The organism is Micrococcus sp. KBS0714 (assembly GCF_002008305.4).
GTDB classification, from domain to species: Bacteria; Actinomycetota; Actinomycetes; order Actinomycetales; family Micrococcaceae; genus Micrococcus; species Micrococcus luteus.
On record NZ_CP042169.1, the window covers coordinates 1,436,094 to 1,452,089 of the forward strand.

Genomic DNA, 15,996 nt, shown 5'->3' on the forward strand with positions numbered 1-15,996 from the left:
CCGTGTCCGTCCCCGTCTTGCTGCTCGCCGTCGTCGCCGTGGCCCTGGCCGGACCCGTGCCCGTGCTGCTCGGGCGCGCCGCGTGGCCGGCCCGCTCCCCCGTGCTCGCCGCCCTCGCCTGGCAGGCCGTCGCCCTTGCCGGCGGGCTCGCCCTGCTGGGCGCGCCCCTCGTGTGGGGCCTGCTGCCGTGGGGCGAGGGCCTCGTGGCGGCGGCGCCCCGGCTGGCCGCGCACCTGGCCGGCGACGCCGCCGCCGCGCCGCGGCCCACCGGCCTGCCCGTCGGCCTGCACCTGATGGCGGTGGGCGCCGGGGCCGGGATCGCGGTGCACCTGCTGCTCACCACGGCCGTGACCGCCGTCCGCACCCTGCGGGCCCGGGCCCGCCACCGGGACGCCGTCGAGCTCGTGGCCACGGGCCCCGCCGACGCGGGCCGGTGGCCCGGCGGGGCGCGCGGGGCCCGCGAGCTGCCCGTCGACGACCCGCTGGCCTACTGCGTGCCCGGCTCCCCGCGCGGAGGGGAGGCCCTCACCGTCGTCTCAAGCGGCCTGCTGGCGCGCCTGTCGCCGGAGGAGCTGGACGCCGTCGTGGCCCACGAGCGGGCCCACCTCGACCAGCACCACGGCCTGCTGCGCCTGGCCTTCGCCGCGTGGGCGCGGGCGTGCGCGTGGCTGCCCACCGCCGAGACCGCGCGCCTGGCCGTGGTCCAGGTGACCGAGATGCTCGCCGACGACGCCGCCCTGCGCCGTGCCCCGGCGGACGTGCTCGTCCGGGCCCTCGCGCAGGCCGCCCCGGGCCCCGACGCCGGTCCGGCCGGCCAGACCGACGCGACCGGGCCGACCTCCGCGGGCCTCGGAGACCGGGCCGCGCGGCTGCTCACCCGGCCGGCGCCCCTGCCCGCCGCGGCGGCGGCGCTCGTGGCGGCGGCCTCCCTCGCCCTGCCGGCGGCCACCGCGGCCGCCCTGCTCGGCCTGCCCTGAGCCGGCGCCCCCGGCCGTGTTCGCCCCGGGCCGAGCGACACCCATCCTGGGCGGGCGTCCGCACCGCTCCGATAGAGTGACATCTCGCCTCACCCCGGGGTGAGTCCCCCGTCCTCCCGCAGATTGGTCCTGGTGACGAACGTGTCCGGCAACGCCAGTTACGAGTACTCCCGCGCCGCCCTCCTGGCGGTCACCGAGGTCGAGGCGCCCCTCGAGGTGACCTCGGACGACCTCGACGAGCGGCTGGCGGACGTGCTCCGGCGGCTCAAGCTCCCGCCCCACCTGCTGCAGCGCGTCGCGGGCGTGCGCGCCCGGCGCAACTGGGACGCCTCCCAGGACTTCCAGGAGGCCGCCGCGCAGGCCGGCACCGCCGCCCTCGCCGCCGCCGGGATCGGTCCCGAGCGCGTCGGGCTACTTATCAACACCTCGGTGACCCGGGCGACCCTCGAGCCCTCCGTGGCCGTGCGGATCCACCACATGATGGGCCTGCCCACCTCGGCCACCAACTTCGACATCACCAACGCCTGCCTCGGCTTCGTCAACGGCCTCATGCTCGCCTCCACCCTCGTGGACGCGGGCCAGGTGGACTACGCCGTGGTCGTCGCCAGCGAGGACGCCTCCAAGGTCCAGGACGCCACCGTGGAGAACCTGCACGCCTCCACCACGAACCGCGGCAACTTCATGGAGCAGTTCGCCTCCCTCACCCTGGGCTGCGGGGCCGCGGCCGCCGTCGTCGGCTCCATCGAGGACCACCCGGACGCCCACCGGATCGTCCGCGGCATCACCCGCGCCGGCACCGACCACCACGACCTGTGCGTCGGCGACCACCGCGGCATGTACACCGACTCCACCGCCCTGCTCAACGACGGCCTCGAGCTCGTCATGGACGCGTGGAACGACACCCCCGCCGAGTGGGCGTGGAAGGACGCGGACCGGTTCATCACCCACCAGGTCTCCCAGCTCCACACCAACGCGATCTCCGAGTCCGCCGGCCTGCCCCTGGACCGGATCCCGACGACGTTCCCCGTGCTGGGCAACGTCGGCCCGGCCTCGCTGCCCATCACCCTCGTGCGGGAGATGGACGAGCTGTCCGCCGGGGACACGGTGGTGTGCCTGGGCGTGGGCTCGGGCCTGAACACCGCCATGCTCGAGATCCAGTGGTGAACTGAAGGACCAGAGGAGACCCATGCCGCAGATCCCCGCCGCCCCCGCCGTCCTGCCCCCCGCCGACCGCCTGCCCGGCTGGGACCCGGCGTGGTCCCGCCTCGTGGAGATCCGCTCGGCCGCGGACCCGGAGGGGACCGTGCGGACGCTGCACGTGGCGGACACCGGTCCCGTGCTCGCGGCGGCCGGGGCGGAGATCGTCGGCACGATCGTCGCGGTGCACGGCAACCCGACGTGGTCCTGGCTGTGGCGGTCCCTGCTCGCCGAGACGGTGCGCCGGGCACGCCGGGGCATGGCCGCGTGGCGCGTCGTGGCGCCGGACCAGCTGGACATGGGCTTCTCCGAGCGCCTCGCGCACACGGGCTCCCCGTCCGCTTCGTCGATGGGCCGCGCCGACGACACCTACCGCACGCTGGGCGGCCGCATCGCCGACCTGGACGCCCTGCTCGCGGCTCTCGGGCTGCGCGACCTGGCAGCCACCGGCCACCCGCTGATCACGCTCGGCCACGACTGGGGCGGCGTCGTGTCCCTCGGCTGGGCGGCGCGTCATCCGGAGCTGGTGGCCGGCGTCGCGACCCTGAACACCGCGGTCCACCAGCCCGAGGGGGCGCCGATCCCCGCCCCGCTGCAGGCCGCCCTCGCCGGGCCCGTCCTGCCGGCCTCCACCGTCACCACGGACGCCTTCCTCTCCGTGACGACCTCCCTCGCCACCCCGGCCCTCGACCGCGAGACCCGGGCCGCCTACCACCTGCCCTACGACACGGCGGCCCGACGCGGCGGCGTCGGCGGCTTCGTCGCGGACATCCCGGCCGACCCCGGCCACGGCAGCCATCCCGAACTGCAGCGGGTGGGCGAGGACCTCGCCGCCCTGGGCCGCACCGACGTGCCCGCCCTCATCCTGTGGGGCGCCGACGACCCGGTCTTCCTGGACCGCTACCTCGACGACCTCCGCGACCGCCTGCCCCACGCGCGCGTGCACCGCTACGAGGGGGCGGGGCACCTGCTCGTGGACGACCGCGACATCACCGCGCCCCTGCTGCAGTGGGCCCAGCTGCTGCGCGCCGGCCAGCTCTCCGACCCCGCCTCGGGGCTGCCGGGCCCCGTCCCGCACGCCACCGCCGACCCGGGCCTGGAGGTGGACCTCGGGGAGGAGCCCGGAGCCCGCGAGCCCGGCATGGTCCGGCTCTGGGACCACCTGCGCGACTGGGGTGCCCCCGGCTCGGACCACCGCGAGTACACCGCACTGGTGGACATGGCCGGCGCCCAGGCCGGCCGCTCGCTCGTGGGCACCGCCCGCCGACCCGTGGCCGTCACCTGGGGCGAGCTGCAGGAGATGGTCTCGGCCATCGCCACCGGGCTGTGGGCGGCGGGCATGCGACCGGGCGACCGGGTCGCCATGCTCGTGCCGCCGGGCCGCGACCTGTCGGCGGCCCTGTACGCCGTGCTGCGCGTGGGCGCAGTCGCCGTGGTGGCGGACCAGGGCCTCGGCGTCAAGGGCATGACCCGGGCGATGAAGTCGGCCCGCCCCCGCTGGATCATCGGCCGCACCCCCGGGCTGACGCTGGCCCGCGCCCAGTCCTGGCCGGGCACCCGGATCTCCGTGACCGAGCCGGGCGCCGCCCAGCGCCGCCTGCTCGACGTCTCCGACTCGCTCTACGCGATGGTGGACCGCCACCGCGACCCGGCCACGGGCGACGCCGTCGACGAGCACGGCACCGTGCTGCCCGAGCCCGCCCTGGACGCGGACGCCGCGGTGCTGTTCACGTCCGGCTCCACGGGCCCGGCCAAGGGCGTCGTGTACACGCACGAGCGGCTGGGCCGCCTCGTGGCGATGATCTCCCGAACCCTGGGCATCCGGCCCGGCGGCTCGCTCCTGGCCGGGTTCGCGCCCTTCGCGCTGCTCGGCCCGGCCCTCGGCGCAGCCTCCGTGTCCCCGGACATGGACGTCACCAAGCCGGCCACGCTGACCGCGCGGAGCCTGGCGGACGCCGCGATCGCCGGCCAGTCCACCGTGCTCTTCGCCTCCCCCGCCGCGCTGGCCAACGTGGTCGCCACCGCCGACGGCCTCGACGCCGCGCGTCGGGACGCCCTGGACGCGGTGCGCCTCGTGCTCTCCGCCGGCGCGCCCGTGCACCCCCAGCTGATGCGACAGGTCCGGGACCTCATGCCCAACGCGGAGGTCCACACGCCGTGGGGCATGACCGAGGGCCTGCTGCTCACGGACATCGACGGCGAAACCGTGCAGCGGCTGCGCGGCGCCGACGACGAGGGCGTGTGCGTGGGCACCGCTCTGCCCACGGTGTCCCTGGCCATCGCCCCGCTGCTCGAGGACGGCACCGCCGAGGACCTCATCCTCGACCCCGCCCAGGGCCACGGCGTGCTCGGCGAGATCGTGGTGAGCGCCCCGCACCTGAAGGACCGGTACGACGCGCTCTGGCACACCGACCAGCAGAGCAAGCGGGACGGCCTGTGGCGCCGCGACGGCCGCGTCTGGCACCGCACCGCTGACATCGGCCACTTCGACGCCGAGGGGCGCGTCTGGCTCGAGGGCCGGCTGCAGCACGTCATCACCACCCCCGAGGGGCCGCTCGGCCCCGGCGGCCCCGAGAAGACCGTCGACGCGCTCGGCCCCGTCCGGCGCAGCGCCGTGGTGGGTGTGGGCCCGCGCGGCACCCAGGCCGTCGTCGTGGTGGTGGAGGCCGCGGTCCCGGCCACCCGGCCGGCGCGCCGCGCCGGGCAGCACCGGGACGGGCGGCCCAAGCAGGGCCTGGCCCCCACCGCCCTGGCCTCGGCCGTGCGCGCGGCGCTCGAGCCGCTGCCCGTGGCCGCCGTTCTGGTGGCCGACGAGATCCCCACCGACATCCGGCACAACTCGAAGATCGACCGGGCCCGCGTGGCCCGCTGGGCAGAGGGCGTGCTGGCCGGCGGACGGGCGGGCGCGCTGTGAGCGGGTTCGGCTACGACGTCGGCCTCGACGAGGCGGGCATGCCCGAGCTCGTGGAGCGCCTCGAGAGCCGGCGCGTCCTGGTGACCGGGGCCTCGGGCCTGCTGGGCGCCGGCGTCGCCCGGGTGCTCGCGGACGCGGGCAACGACGTCGTGACGCTGCAGCGCCGGCCCTCCGGCGTGGCGGGCGCCCGCGACGTGCAGGGCTCGGTCACCGACCCGGCCGCCGTCGAGGAGGCCCTGACCGGCGCGGACACCGTGGTGCACGTGGCCGCGAAGGTGTCCGTGTCCGGCCCCGAGCACGAGTACGAGGCCGTGAACGTGGAGGGCACGCGCATCCTGTTGCACGCCGCACAGCGCCACGGCGTGCGACGCTTCGTCCACGTCTCCTCCCCCTCCGTGGCGCACGCCGGCGACTCCATCGTCGGCGAGGGCGCCGGAGCCGCCAGCCCCGAGCACGCGCGCGGACCCTACGCGCGCACGAAGGCGGCCGGCGAGCGACTGGCCCTGGCCGCCGACCGCGACGACTTCCGCGTCCTGGTGCTGCGCCCCCACCTGATGTGGGGGCCCGGGGACCTGCAGCTCACCGACCGGATCGTGCAGCGCGCGCGGGCCGGGCGAATGCCCGTGCTCGGCACGGGCGCTCCCCTGGTCGACACGCTGTACACGGCCAACGCCGTCGAGGCCGTGGTGGCGGCTGTGTCCGCGGCCGACGTGCACCACGGCGAGGCCCTCGTGGTCACCAACGGCGAGCCGCGACCGGTCGGCGAGCTGATCCGCCAGATCGCGCTGGCGGGCGGCGCCGCGGAGCCCGAACGCCGCGTCCCGGCGGGCCTGGCCCGGCGCGCCGGCGCCCTGATCGAGCGGGCGTGGGAGCGGGATCTGTTCGGGCTGCGGTCCCGGGGCGTCGGCTCCGACGACGGCGAGCCGCCGCTGACCGAGTTCCTCGCCGAGCAGCTCTCGACCGCCCACTGGTTCGACCAGCGTCGCACCCGTGAGGTCCTCTCGTGGACGCCGACCGTGAGCATCGACGAGGGCCTGCACCGCGTCGCGGCGTACTACCGCGACCGCTGACGCCCGCCGCGGCCGGAACGAGCGCCCGTCCCGAGCTTTCGTTCGGGAAACGGCGCGGGTCACGCCGCTTTCGTTCGGGAAACGGCGGCGGCCGCGCCGCCGTTTCCCGAACGAAAGCGGAGGGTCAGGCGTCGATGCGCGCGCGGTCCAGCTCGTCGGCGTGGGAGACGATGAAGTCCTTGCGCGGGGCCACCGCGGAGCCCATGAGCAGGTCGAAGACCCGCTCGGCGGCCTCCACCTCGGCGATGTTCACGCGGCGGAGCATGCGGTGGCGCGGGTCCATGGTGGTCTCGGCCAGCTGGTCCGCGTCCATCTCGCCCAGGCCCTTGTAGCGCTGGATCGGCTCGCGGTACGAGCGGCCCTCCCGCTCCAGGCGGGCGAGCGTCGCGTGGAGCTCCTGCTCCGAGTACGTGTAGATGACCTCGCGTTCCTTGACGCCGCGGGTCACCGCCTCGATCCGGTGCAGCGGCGGGACGGCCGCGTACACGCGCCCGGCCTCGACCATGGGCCGCATGTAGCGGAAGAAGAGCGTCAGCAGGAGGGTGCGGATGTGGGCACCGTCCACGTCCGCGTCTGTCATCAGCACGACCTTGCCGTAGCGGGCCGCATCCAGGTCGAAGCTGCGCCCCGCGCCGCCCCCGACGACCTGGATCAGCGCCGCGCACTCGGCGTTGGCCAGGATGTCCGAGACGGAGGCCTTCTGCACGTTCAGGATCTTGCCCCGGATCGGCAGCAGGGCCTGGAAGTCGGAGGACCGGGCCAGCTTGGCGGTGCCGAGCGCCGAGTCGCCCTCGACGATGAACAGCTCGGAGGAGGCGACGTCGTTGCTGCGGCAGTCCGCCAGCTTGGCCGGCATCGTCGAGGTCTCCAGGGCGTTCTTGCGCCGCTGGTTCTCCTTGTGGGTGCGCGCGGAGATGCGCGACTTCATCTCCGCGACGACCTTCTCCAGCAGCGTGTGCACCTGCTGCTTCTGGGCGCGGGCCGTGGAGGTGAGGCGGGCGGTCAGCTGCTTCTCCACCACTTGGGAGACGATCCGCCGCACCGCGGAGGTGCCGAGGATCTCCTTGGTCTGCCCCTCGAACTGCGGCTCGGCGAGCCGCACCGTCAGGACGGCGGTCATGCCGGCCAGCACGTCGTCCTTCTCCACCTTGTCCGACCCCGCCTTGAGCCGGCGCGCGTTGGCCTCCACCTGGGCCCGGAACACCTTCAGCAGTGCCGCCTCGAACCCGGACTGATGGGTGCCGCCCTTGGGCGTGGCGATGATGTTCACGAAGGACCGGAACACGGTGTCGTAGCCGACGTCCCAGCGCAGGGCGACGTCCACCTCGCACGTGCGCTGCACATCCTGCATGGAGGTGCGCCCGTCCTCGCCGAGCACCGGGACCCGCTCCTTGAAGGTGCCGGAGCCCTGGATCCGCCACACGTCCGTCACCGGGGTGGCGGGCGTGAGGTGCTCCACGAACTCGGAGATGCCGCCGTCGTACTGGAAGACCTCCTCGACCGGGCCGTCGGCGCCGGGCGTGCCGGGTCGGCGGCGCAGGTCCTTGACCGTGATCCGCAGGCCCGGGATCAGGTAGGCGGTCTGGCGCGCCCGCGCCTGGAGCTCCTCGGCGGAGAACGTCGCGTCCTTCACGAAGATCTGCTCGTCCGCCCAGTAGCGCACGCGCGTGCCGGTCTGCCCGCGCTTGGCCTTCCCGACGACGTCCAGCGGCGAGGCGTCCGTGGACGGCTCGAACGGGGCGTCTGGCGACGGGCGCGACCCGTCCTGGAAGCGGCCCGGCTCGCCGCGCCGGAACGACATCTGGTGGACCTTGCCGCCGCGCAGCACCTGCACGTCCAGGCGCGAGGACAGGGCATTGACCACCGACGCGCCCACGCCGTGCAGGCCACCCGAGGCGGCGTAGGAACCGCCGCCGAACTTGCCGCCGGCGTGGAGCTTGGTGAACACCACCTCGACGCCGGACAGGCCGGTGCGCGGCTCCACGTCCACGGGGATGCCGCGCCCGTTGTCCTCGACCTCGACGGAGCCGTCCGGATGCAGGGTGATCTCGATCGACTGCCCGAAGCCGGCCAGGGCCTCGTCCACCGAGTTGTCGATGATCTCCCAGAGGCAGTGCATGAGGCCGCGGGAATCGGTGGAGCCGATGTACATGCCCGGCCGCTTGCGGACGGCCTCGAGCCCCTCCAGCACGGAGAGGTGGCGGGCGTTGTACTCGGTGTTCGCGGGCACGGGGGCGGGCCTTTCGGTGGACGACAGCGGCCGGTCCAGCCTACTCCGCGGGCCGGACACGCCGGGCTCCGCGCCGGACGTCGCGGGCCGCCCGGCTGGGCTCCTCGCGTACGCGGGTGGCGAAACGCGGGTGGAGGGCGGGCGCGCGGGGAAGTTCCCTGCCATCCTTGCTGTTCCATGGGACAAGAGGAGGACCGGCCCGCCCCACCGGCGTCGTCGCCCTCCAGCCCCGAGAGACCCGAGGAGGACACCATGTCCATCACCGCTGTGGCCGAGCCGGCCGCCCTCACCCGTTCCGACCGCTGCGACCGCTGCGGCGCGCAGGCCTACGTCCGCGCCGTGCTGCACTCCGGCGGTGCCCTCCAGTTCTGCGCCCACCACGCACGCGCCGTCGAGGACGCGCTGCGTCCCCAGGCCGCGCTGTGGCAGGACGAGACGGACCGCCTCACCGCCGGCGCCTGACGCGCCCGGCATGACGAAGGGCCGGACCCCCGCGGGGGTCCGGCCCTTCGTCATGCCGCTCCGACTCAGTCCAGGTAGTCCCGGAGCACCTGCGAGCGGGAGGGGTGACGCAGCTTGGACATGGTCTTCGACTCGATCTGGCGGATCCGCTCGCGCGTCACGCCGTAGACCTTGCCGATCTCATCCAGCGTCTTGGGCTGGCCGTCGGTCAGGCCGAAGCGCATGGCGACGACGCCGGCCTCGCGCTCGGAGAGCGTGTCCAGCACCGAGTGCAGCTGCTCCTGGAGCAGCGTGAAGGAGACGGCGTCCGCGGGCACGACCGCCTCGGAGTCCTCGATCAGGTCGCCGAACTCGGAGTCGCCGTCCTCGCCGAGCGGGGTGTGCAGGGAGATGGGCTCGCGGCCGTACTTCTGCACCTCCACGACCTTCTCCGGGGTCATGTCCAGCTCCTTGGCCAGCTCCTCCGGGGTGGGCTCGCGGCCGAGGTCCTGGAGCATCTGCCGCTGCACGCGGGCCAGCTTGTTGATGACCTCCACCATGTGCACCGGGATGCGGATGGTGCGGGCCTGGTCCGCCATGGCGCGGGTGATGGCCTGACGGATCCACCACGTGGCATACGTGGAGAACTTGAAGCCCTTGGTGTAGTCGAACTTCTCGACGGCGCGGATCAGGCCGAGGTTGCCCTCCTGGATGAGGTCCAGGAACAGCATGCCGCGGCCGGTGTAGCGCTTGGCCAGGGAGACCACCAGACGCAGGTTGGCCTCGAGCAGGTGGTTCTTGGCCTTGCGCCCGTCCGCGATGATCAGCTGGATGTCCCGGCGCTCGCGGTAGTCGTCGGAGGCCTCGTGCTGCACGACGTGCTCGGCGTAGAGGCCGGCCTCGATGCGCATGGCCAGGTCCACCTCCTGCTCGGCGTTGAGCAGGGCGACCTTGCCGATCTGCTTCAGGTAGTCCTTCACCGGGTCCGCCGTGGCGCCCGCCACGACCACCTGCTGCACCGGGGCGTCGTCCTCGGAGTCGTCCATGACGAACGCGCCCTTGGACTGGGCCACCTTCTGGCCCGTGGCGGCCTTCGTGCCGGTCACGGCCTCCGCGTCCATCGCCGGACGCTCCGGAGCGTCCGAGCCGTCCGCGTCCTCGTCGTCCGAGTCCTCGGTGGCGGTCTCGTCCTCCACCACGTCCTCCTCGACGGCGTCGGCGGCCTCGGTGCGCTCGCGCGCCTCGACGAACTCCTCGTCGTCCTCGGCCTGCTCGGCGGAGGCGGCGGAGGCGGTGGCCTTCTTGCCCCGGGTCGTGGCGGTCTTCTTCGTGGCGGTGGTCTTGACCGCGGCGGTGGTCTTGGCCGCGGCGGTGGTCTTGGCCGTGGCGGTGGTCTTGGCCGCGGTGGGCTTCCGGGTCGCCTTCTTCTTGGCCGTCGGCGTGGCAGCGGTCTTGGTCGCCGCCGACTTCGTCGCGGTCGTCCGCGTCGTAGCGCCCTTGGTCGTGGCGCCCTTGGTCGTGGCGCTCTTCGTGGCTGCCGACTTCTTGGCTGCCGTGGAGCGGGTGCGCGTGGTCGTGGCCTCGGAGGCAGTGGTCTCCTTGCCGTCCTGCACACCGCTGGTCGTCGAAGTGGTCACTCGAGGCCTTTCCGTCTCGTCCGCGGCCACCCGCGGATCCTTGCAGTCCATAGACACGTGACCCTGTCAAGTCGCGGCCTCGGACGACCGACGTCGTCCGGGCCCGCCGACTGCAGGGTCCGTGAGTGCCAACGACGGCTGAGACCGATCTATTCCGAACCCGGGAAACGGGCTGCGGTCGGCCGTGCCGTCGTGAAGCCGCATCATTCTCTCATGGGCGGCCACCGTCGGGCCGCCACGCGGTGGCCGGGTCGGTCGCCCAGCCTGCGACGCACCCCGCGGCCACGATGCGTCGCAGGACGGAGACGAACGGGTCGTCGGGACTCAGCGCCGCCGCCGCGGTCAGGTGGGCGTCCGCGTCGGAGCCGTGGCCGCGGGCCCAGCCGACCCACCCGGCCAGCGCCAGGGCCTGCGCCGCCACAGCCGGCGTCGCGACGGGCACGAGCGCGCGCAGCCCCGCCCGCAGGGCGTCCAGCCGGTCCCAGGCCGGCGCCCGGCCCGAGGCCGCGGTGAGGATCCGTTCCTCGTCCCCCGGATCCCCCGTGGCCGCGCCGGACGGCGCGGCGGCATGGAGCAGCAGGCCGTCGCGCCAGGCCGGACGCGTCAGCGGCGAGCCCAGCACGGCCGGTGCGGGCGCGCCGCGGTCACGAGCCGCGCCGGTCAGCACCGACTCCCACTGCGCCAGCCACGCGCGGCGTGCCGCCGGCGCGTCCTGCTCGGGAGGCCGCCACCGCGCGTCGTCGGCCCGGGCCGCCGCGGGACCGCGGCGCGGGACCGGGTCGGGCACTGCTGCACGGTCCCAGACCGAACCGCGGGTCATCAGGTGCAGGGACAGCGGCGCGGCTCGGGGGTCGAGCGGGCCCTCCTCGGCGACGCCGCTCCCCCACCAGGGGCGCGCCCGTCCCCGCGCGCACGTCCAGGCCGCGGTCAGGGGGCGACCCGCGGACGCCAGGGCGTCGTCGAGCGCCGCGGCCCAGCCGGGACGGGCGAGCGTGGCCCGGGCGCCGTCCGGCAGCGCGAGGCAGAGCGTCGCGTCCGCGGCTGCGTCCCGCCGGCACACCTCGGCCACGGCGCAGGCCCAGGCGCCGACGTCGACCTCCTCGGGAGGCAGGTCGACCCGCACCACGGCGCGCAGGCGCCCGTCGCGCAGGGTGAGGAGGACCAGGCTGCCCTCGGGCAACCGCCCGAGGGCGTGGCCGACGTAGGCGAGCAGGTCCTCCGGGCCGCGGGCCGGCAGGACGGGGACGTCGAGTGAGGTGGGGGCTTCCATGCCGCCACCCTGGCCGACCGGGCGCCCGCGGTGGGATCAGTCCCCGTCGCCGGTGGACGGACGGCCGGGTCCGTCCTCCTGTGCAGGAGCGGACCCGCCGCCGGCGTCCCGCGCGGCGAGGTACGCCTCGACGGCGGAGGCGAGTTCGTCCCCGTCGGGCAGGCCCTGCTCGGTCTCCAGCAGCGACCGCTCCTGGTCCTCGGCGTTCTGGTCGTAGTTGCGCTCCAGGCCGGCGATCATCTGCTGGATCTCCCCGGACCCGGAGACCTGGCGCTCCAGCTCGGCCTCGATGTCCCGCGAGGCGTCTCGCAGGTCGTCCGAGGGCAGCATGAGCCCCATGGCGGCCCCCGCGTACTCGAGCGCGGCCACGGCCGCCTGGGGGAAGGACGCCTCGGCCACGTAGTGCGGCACATGGACGGTGTAGCCCGCCGTCGGCAGGTCCGCCTCCTCGGCGCGCAGCTCGAGCATCTGCAGCAGCCCCGCGACGATGTCCGCCTGCGGGCTCCAGGTGGACAGCCCCTCGACGGCATCGGCGCGGGACCCGTGCGTCGTGACCCCGAGCCGCCGCGTGTGCGGCACGGGCAGCGGGGCCGCGTCGAGGAAGGTGAGCGAGTCCACCTCCCACTCCTGCGCGAGGCCGAGCACGGCCTCCGTCACCGCCTGCCACCGGAAGTCCGGCTCGGGGCCGGACAGCAGCAGGAAGGGGTGGCCGAGCAGGTCCTCGACCAGCTGCACCTCGAGCGCGGGCAGGCGCAGATCACGGTAGCGGTCCCGGTCGAACCGGAGCCGGGGACGCCGGGCGCGGTAGTCGAACATCGAGTCGACGTCGAAGGAGACGACGGTCCGATGGGTCAGGTGCTCGTGCAGCGCGGCCCGCACCTGCCGAGCGACCCGGCCCGCGTCCATGTGCCCGGTCAGGGCCACGAGCATGCCCAGGCCGGGGGGCACGGGCGCCCCCTCATGACGGGTGTACAGCGGCGCGGCGTCCTGCACGTCTCGTTCCCCTTCCGGTGGTCCGTCTGCGGGAGAGCCGTCCCCGCCGCCCGGATGGCGGCGGACGCGGATCCCTCCCTGTCCTCTGGCGTCAGTCAACCACGGCACGGCACCCTCCTATTCCGCGCCCGCGCGCCCTGGACGGGCGCGCGAGCCCTCTGGCTAGGATGACGCGGGACGGCCCGGCCCACCCCGCCGGGCGCATCCCCCACCCCCGGAAGAGAGGCCCGTCCGTGATCACCCTGGACCGCCCGACCCTGACCGCCCGCGCCCTGGAGGACTTGACCGCCTCCGCCCTCGTGGTGGGGGTGGGCACCGGCCCGGACGGCCCCGTGCTCCTGACGGACGCGCTGCCGGCCGAGGCGGCCACCGCCCTCGAGGCCTCGTTCGAGCTGCTGGGCGTGCGGGGCGCCGCGGACGAGGTCCATCGCCTGCCGGGCCTGGGCGGCGTGCCAGTGCCGCTGCTGGTCCTGGCCGGCGTCGGCGGTCTGGACGACGACGGCGAGGCCGCGGACGAGTCCCTGCGCCGCGCCGCCGGGGCTGCCGTGCGCTCCCTGGCCGGCACCGACGCCGTGGCCCTGGCCCTGCCGGCCGACACCCCGGCCCGACTGGCCGCCGTCGCCGAGGGCGCCGTCCTGGGCGCGTACGCCTTCACCGCCCAGAAGTCCGAGCGCGCCCGCGCCGAGACGGACACGTCCCGTCCCGTCCGCGAGGTCGAGGTCGTCACCCCGCTCGCCGCCGCGGACGCCGACCCCGTGCTGCGCCGGGCCGCCGTCGTGGGCGACGCGGTCTGCGCCGTGCGCGACCTGGTGAACACGGCCCCCTCGCACCTCTACCCGGCCACGTTCGCGGACGCCGTCGCGGAGGACCTCGCGGACTCGTCCGTGAGCGTGGACGTGTGGGACGAGGACCGCCTGCGCGCCGAGGGCTTCGGCGGCATCCTCGCGATCGGCCAGGGCTCCTCCCGCCCGCCGCGGCTCGTGCGCATCGAGCACGCGCCGGCCGACGCCGCCGCGCACATCGCGCTGGTGGGCAAGGGCATCACCTTCGACACGGGCGGCATCTCGCTGAAGCCCGCCGCCTCGATGATGACGATGAAGTCGGACATGGCCGGCGCCGCCACCGTCTTCGCCGTCGTGCGCGCCGCCGCGGCCCTGGACGTCCCTGTGAAGGTGACCGGCTGGCTGGCGCTGGCCGAGAACATGCCCTCGGGCACCGCCATCCGCCCGTCCGACGTCATCACGATGTACGGCGGCAAGACCGTGGAGGTCATGAACACGGACGCCGAGGGCCGCGTCGTCATGGCCGACGCCCTCGTGGCGGCCACCGACGAGCGACCCGACGCGGTGCTCGACGTGGCCACCCTCACCGGTGCCCAGCTGGTCGCCCTCGGCGTGCGCCACACGGGCGTCATGGGTGACGACGCGCTGCGCGACGAGGTCGTCGCCGCGGCCGACGCGGCCGGGGAGCTCGCGTGGGGCATGCCCCTGCCGGAGCAGCTGCGCGCCTCGCTCACTTCGCGCGTCGCGGACATCTCCAACATGGGCGACCGCTTCGGCGGCATGATGACCGCCGCCACCTTCCTGCGCGAATTCGTCGACGCCGGACGGTCGGAGGGCGACGCCGCCGCACGGACCCCCTGGGCCCACCTCGACATCGCCGGCCCCTCCTTCAACGAGTCGGCCGCGTACGGCTACACCCCGCAGGACGCCACCGGCGTGATGGTGCGGACCCTGGTGGGTCTCATCGAGGGGCGTGCCCGGTAAGGTTGGTCCCGATGTCCACCGCGTCCCCGGCCGCGCGGCCCGCCGCCGACGGCCGGGGGTGGCGGTGACGCACCACCACCACGATCCACCGACCCCAGCACCAAGGAGCAACACCGTGGCCGACAAGGCAACCGCTCAGGAATTCGACGTCCTCGTCCTCGGCGGTGGCTCCGCCGGGTACGCCGCAGCCCTGCGTTCCGTGCAGTACGGCAAGTCCGTCGCCCTCGTGGAGAAGTCCAAGGTCGGCGGCACCTGCCTGCACTGGGGCTGCATCCCCACGAAGGCCTACCTGCACGCCGCCGAGGTGGCCGATGAGACCCGCAACGCCGCCAAGTTCGGCGTCAACGCGACCCTCGAGTCCGTGGACATGGCGAAGGTGCGCGACTACAAGGACGGCATCGTCGCCGGCAAGCACAAGGGCCTGGCCGGCCTGCTGAAGATGCGCAAGGTCCAGGTCATCGAGGGCGAGGGCAAGCTCGTCTCGAAGAACGAGGTCGAGGTCGACGGCACCCGTTACACGGCGGAGAACATCGTGCTGGCCTCCGGCTCCGTGGCCAAGACCATGGGCCTGCCCATCTCCAAGAAGATCATGACCTCCACGGAGGCCCTCGAGCTGGACTACACCCCGAAGTCGGCCATCGTGCTCGGCGGCGGTGTCATCGGCTCCGAGTTCGCGTCCCTGTGGAACTCCTTCGGCGTCGACGTCACCATCATCGAGGGCCTGAAGACCCTGGTCCCCAACGAGGACCCGGCGATCATCAAGGTCCTCGAGCGCGAGTTCAAGAAGAAGGGCATCAAGACCAACCTGGGCACGTTCTTCGACAAGGTCGAGGAGACCGACTCGGGCGTCAAGGTGACCCTCGCGGACGGCAAGGAGTTCGAGGCCGAGGTCTGCCTCGTCGCCGTCGGCCGCGGCCCGAACACCGAGGGCCTCGGCTACGAGGAGCAGGGCGTCAAGATGGACCGCGGCTTCGTCCTCACCGACGAGCGTCTGCACACCGGCGTCGGCAACATCTACGCCGTGGGCGACATCGTTCCTGGTCTGCAGCTGGCGCACCGCGGCTTCCAGCAGGGCATCTTCGTGGCCGAGGAGATCGCCGGCAACAAGCCGATGGTCGTCGAGGACATCAACATCCCGAAGGTCACCTTCACCGAGCCGGAGATCATGTCCGTGGGCTACACCCAGCCCAAGGCGGAGGAGGAGTTCGGCAAGGACAACGTCGAGGTCGCCGAGTACAACCTGGCCGGCAACGGCAAGTCCTCGATCCTCGGCACCGGCGGCATCATCAAGATGATCCGCCAGAAGAACGGCCCGATCGTGGGCGTGCACGGCATCGGCAAGCGCATCGGCGAGCAGATCGGCGAGGCGCAGCTCATCGTGAACTGGGAGGCCTACCCCGAGGACGTCGCCCAGTTCGTGCACGCGCACCCCACGCAGAACGAGGCCCTGGGCGAGGCCGCCATGGCCCTGTTCGGCCACCCGCTGCACAGCTGACCCACC

At 74.3% G+C, this 15,996-nt stretch carries 11 protein-coding genes; 7 read left to right on the top strand and 4 right to left on the bottom strand.

Annotated elements, in window-relative coordinates:
• The first annotated feature begins 2 nt into the window (after positions 1–2).
• The 4 genes from B1A86_RS06565 to B1A86_RS06580 all read left to right on the top strand — a co-directional run bounded on the left by B1A86_RS06565 (position 3) and on the right by B1A86_RS06580 (position 6,158).
• On the top strand, positions 3–977 hold the full coding sequence (locus tag B1A86_RS06565; RefSeq protein WP_078025844.1) for a M56 family metallopeptidase: 975 nt from the start codon (positions 3–5) through the stop codon (positions 975–977).
• Positions 978–1,109: 132 nt separating this feature from the next.
• Entirely contained in the window at positions 1,110–2,141 is a 1,032-nt protein-coding gene (locus B1A86_RS06570; RefSeq protein WP_078025843.1) for a 3-oxoacyl-ACP synthase III, read from the top strand.
• Positions 2,142–2,163: 22 nt separating this feature from the next.
• The gene (locus B1A86_RS06575) at positions 2,164–5,088 is read left to right on the top strand and encodes an alpha/beta fold hydrolase (protein WP_078025842.1); all 2,925 of its coding nucleotides are present in this window, start codon (positions 2,164–2,166) and stop codon (positions 5,086–5,088) included.
• Positions 5,085–6,158 carry an NAD(P)-dependent oxidoreductase gene (locus B1A86_RS06580; RefSeq protein ID WP_078025841.1) on the top strand — a complete coding sequence of 358 codons (1,074 nt, stop codon included), beginning with the start codon at positions 5,085–5,087 and terminating at the stop codon, positions 6,156–6,158. Before B1A86_RS06575 ends, B1A86_RS06580 begins: the two co-directional genes overlap by 4 nt.
• Before the next feature lie 124 nt (positions 6,159–6,282).
• On the opposite strand, the gene B1A86_RS06585 is transcribed toward B1A86_RS06580, so the two are convergent.
• Positions 6,283–8,388, bottom strand: coding sequence for a type IIA DNA topoisomerase subunit B (locus B1A86_RS06585; protein ID WP_060973527.1), 2,106 nt, complete (start codon positions 8,386–8,388; stop codon positions 6,283–6,285).
• Between the two features lie 252 nt (positions 8,389–8,640).
• On the opposite strand from B1A86_RS06585, the gene B1A86_RS06590 reads away from it, so the two are divergent.
• Positions 8,641–8,850 carry a hypothetical protein gene (locus tag B1A86_RS06590; protein ID WP_002858172.1) on the top strand — a complete coding sequence of 70 codons (210 nt, stop codon included), beginning with the start codon at positions 8,641–8,643 and terminating at the stop codon, positions 8,848–8,850.
• A 65-nt stretch (positions 8,851–8,915) separates the two neighbouring features.
• Here the strand turns inward: B1A86_RS06590 and B1A86_RS06595 are convergent, their stop codons facing one another.
• The 3 genes from B1A86_RS06595 to B1A86_RS06605 all read right to left on the bottom strand — a co-directional run bounded on the left by B1A86_RS06595 (position 8,916) and on the right by B1A86_RS06605 (position 12,729).
• Complete coding sequence (locus tag B1A86_RS06595) at positions 8,916–10,496, bottom strand: RNA polymerase sigma factor (RefSeq protein WP_371705207.1); 1,581 nt, start codon at positions 10,494–10,496, stop codon at positions 8,916–8,918.
• A gap of 181 nt (positions 10,497–10,677) precedes the next feature.
• Positions 10,678–11,736, bottom strand: coding sequence for a DUF4192 family protein (locus B1A86_RS06600; protein ID WP_049145467.1), 1,059 nt, complete (start codon positions 11,734–11,736; stop codon positions 10,678–10,680).
• Positions 11,737–11,772: 36 nt separating this feature from the next.
• A complete protein-coding gene (locus B1A86_RS06605) occupies positions 11,773–12,729 on the bottom strand; it encodes a PAC2 family protein (protein WP_036336980.1) in 957 nt (318 codons plus the stop codon).
• Between the two features lie 233 nt (positions 12,730–12,962).
• Between B1A86_RS06605 and B1A86_RS06610 the strand changes: the two genes are divergently transcribed.
• A complete protein-coding gene (locus B1A86_RS06610) occupies positions 12,963–14,495 on the top strand; it encodes a leucyl aminopeptidase (protein ID WP_049145464.1) in 1,533 nt (510 codons plus the stop codon).
• Between the two features lie 115 nt (positions 14,496–14,610).
• Positions 14,611–15,990: a dihydrolipoyl dehydrogenase gene (gene lpdA / locus B1A86_RS06615; RefSeq protein ID WP_036383063.1), complete on the top strand. Its 1,380-nt coding sequence runs from the start codon at positions 14,611–14,613 to the stop codon at positions 15,988–15,990.
• Positions 15,991–15,996: the final 6 nt, after the last annotated feature.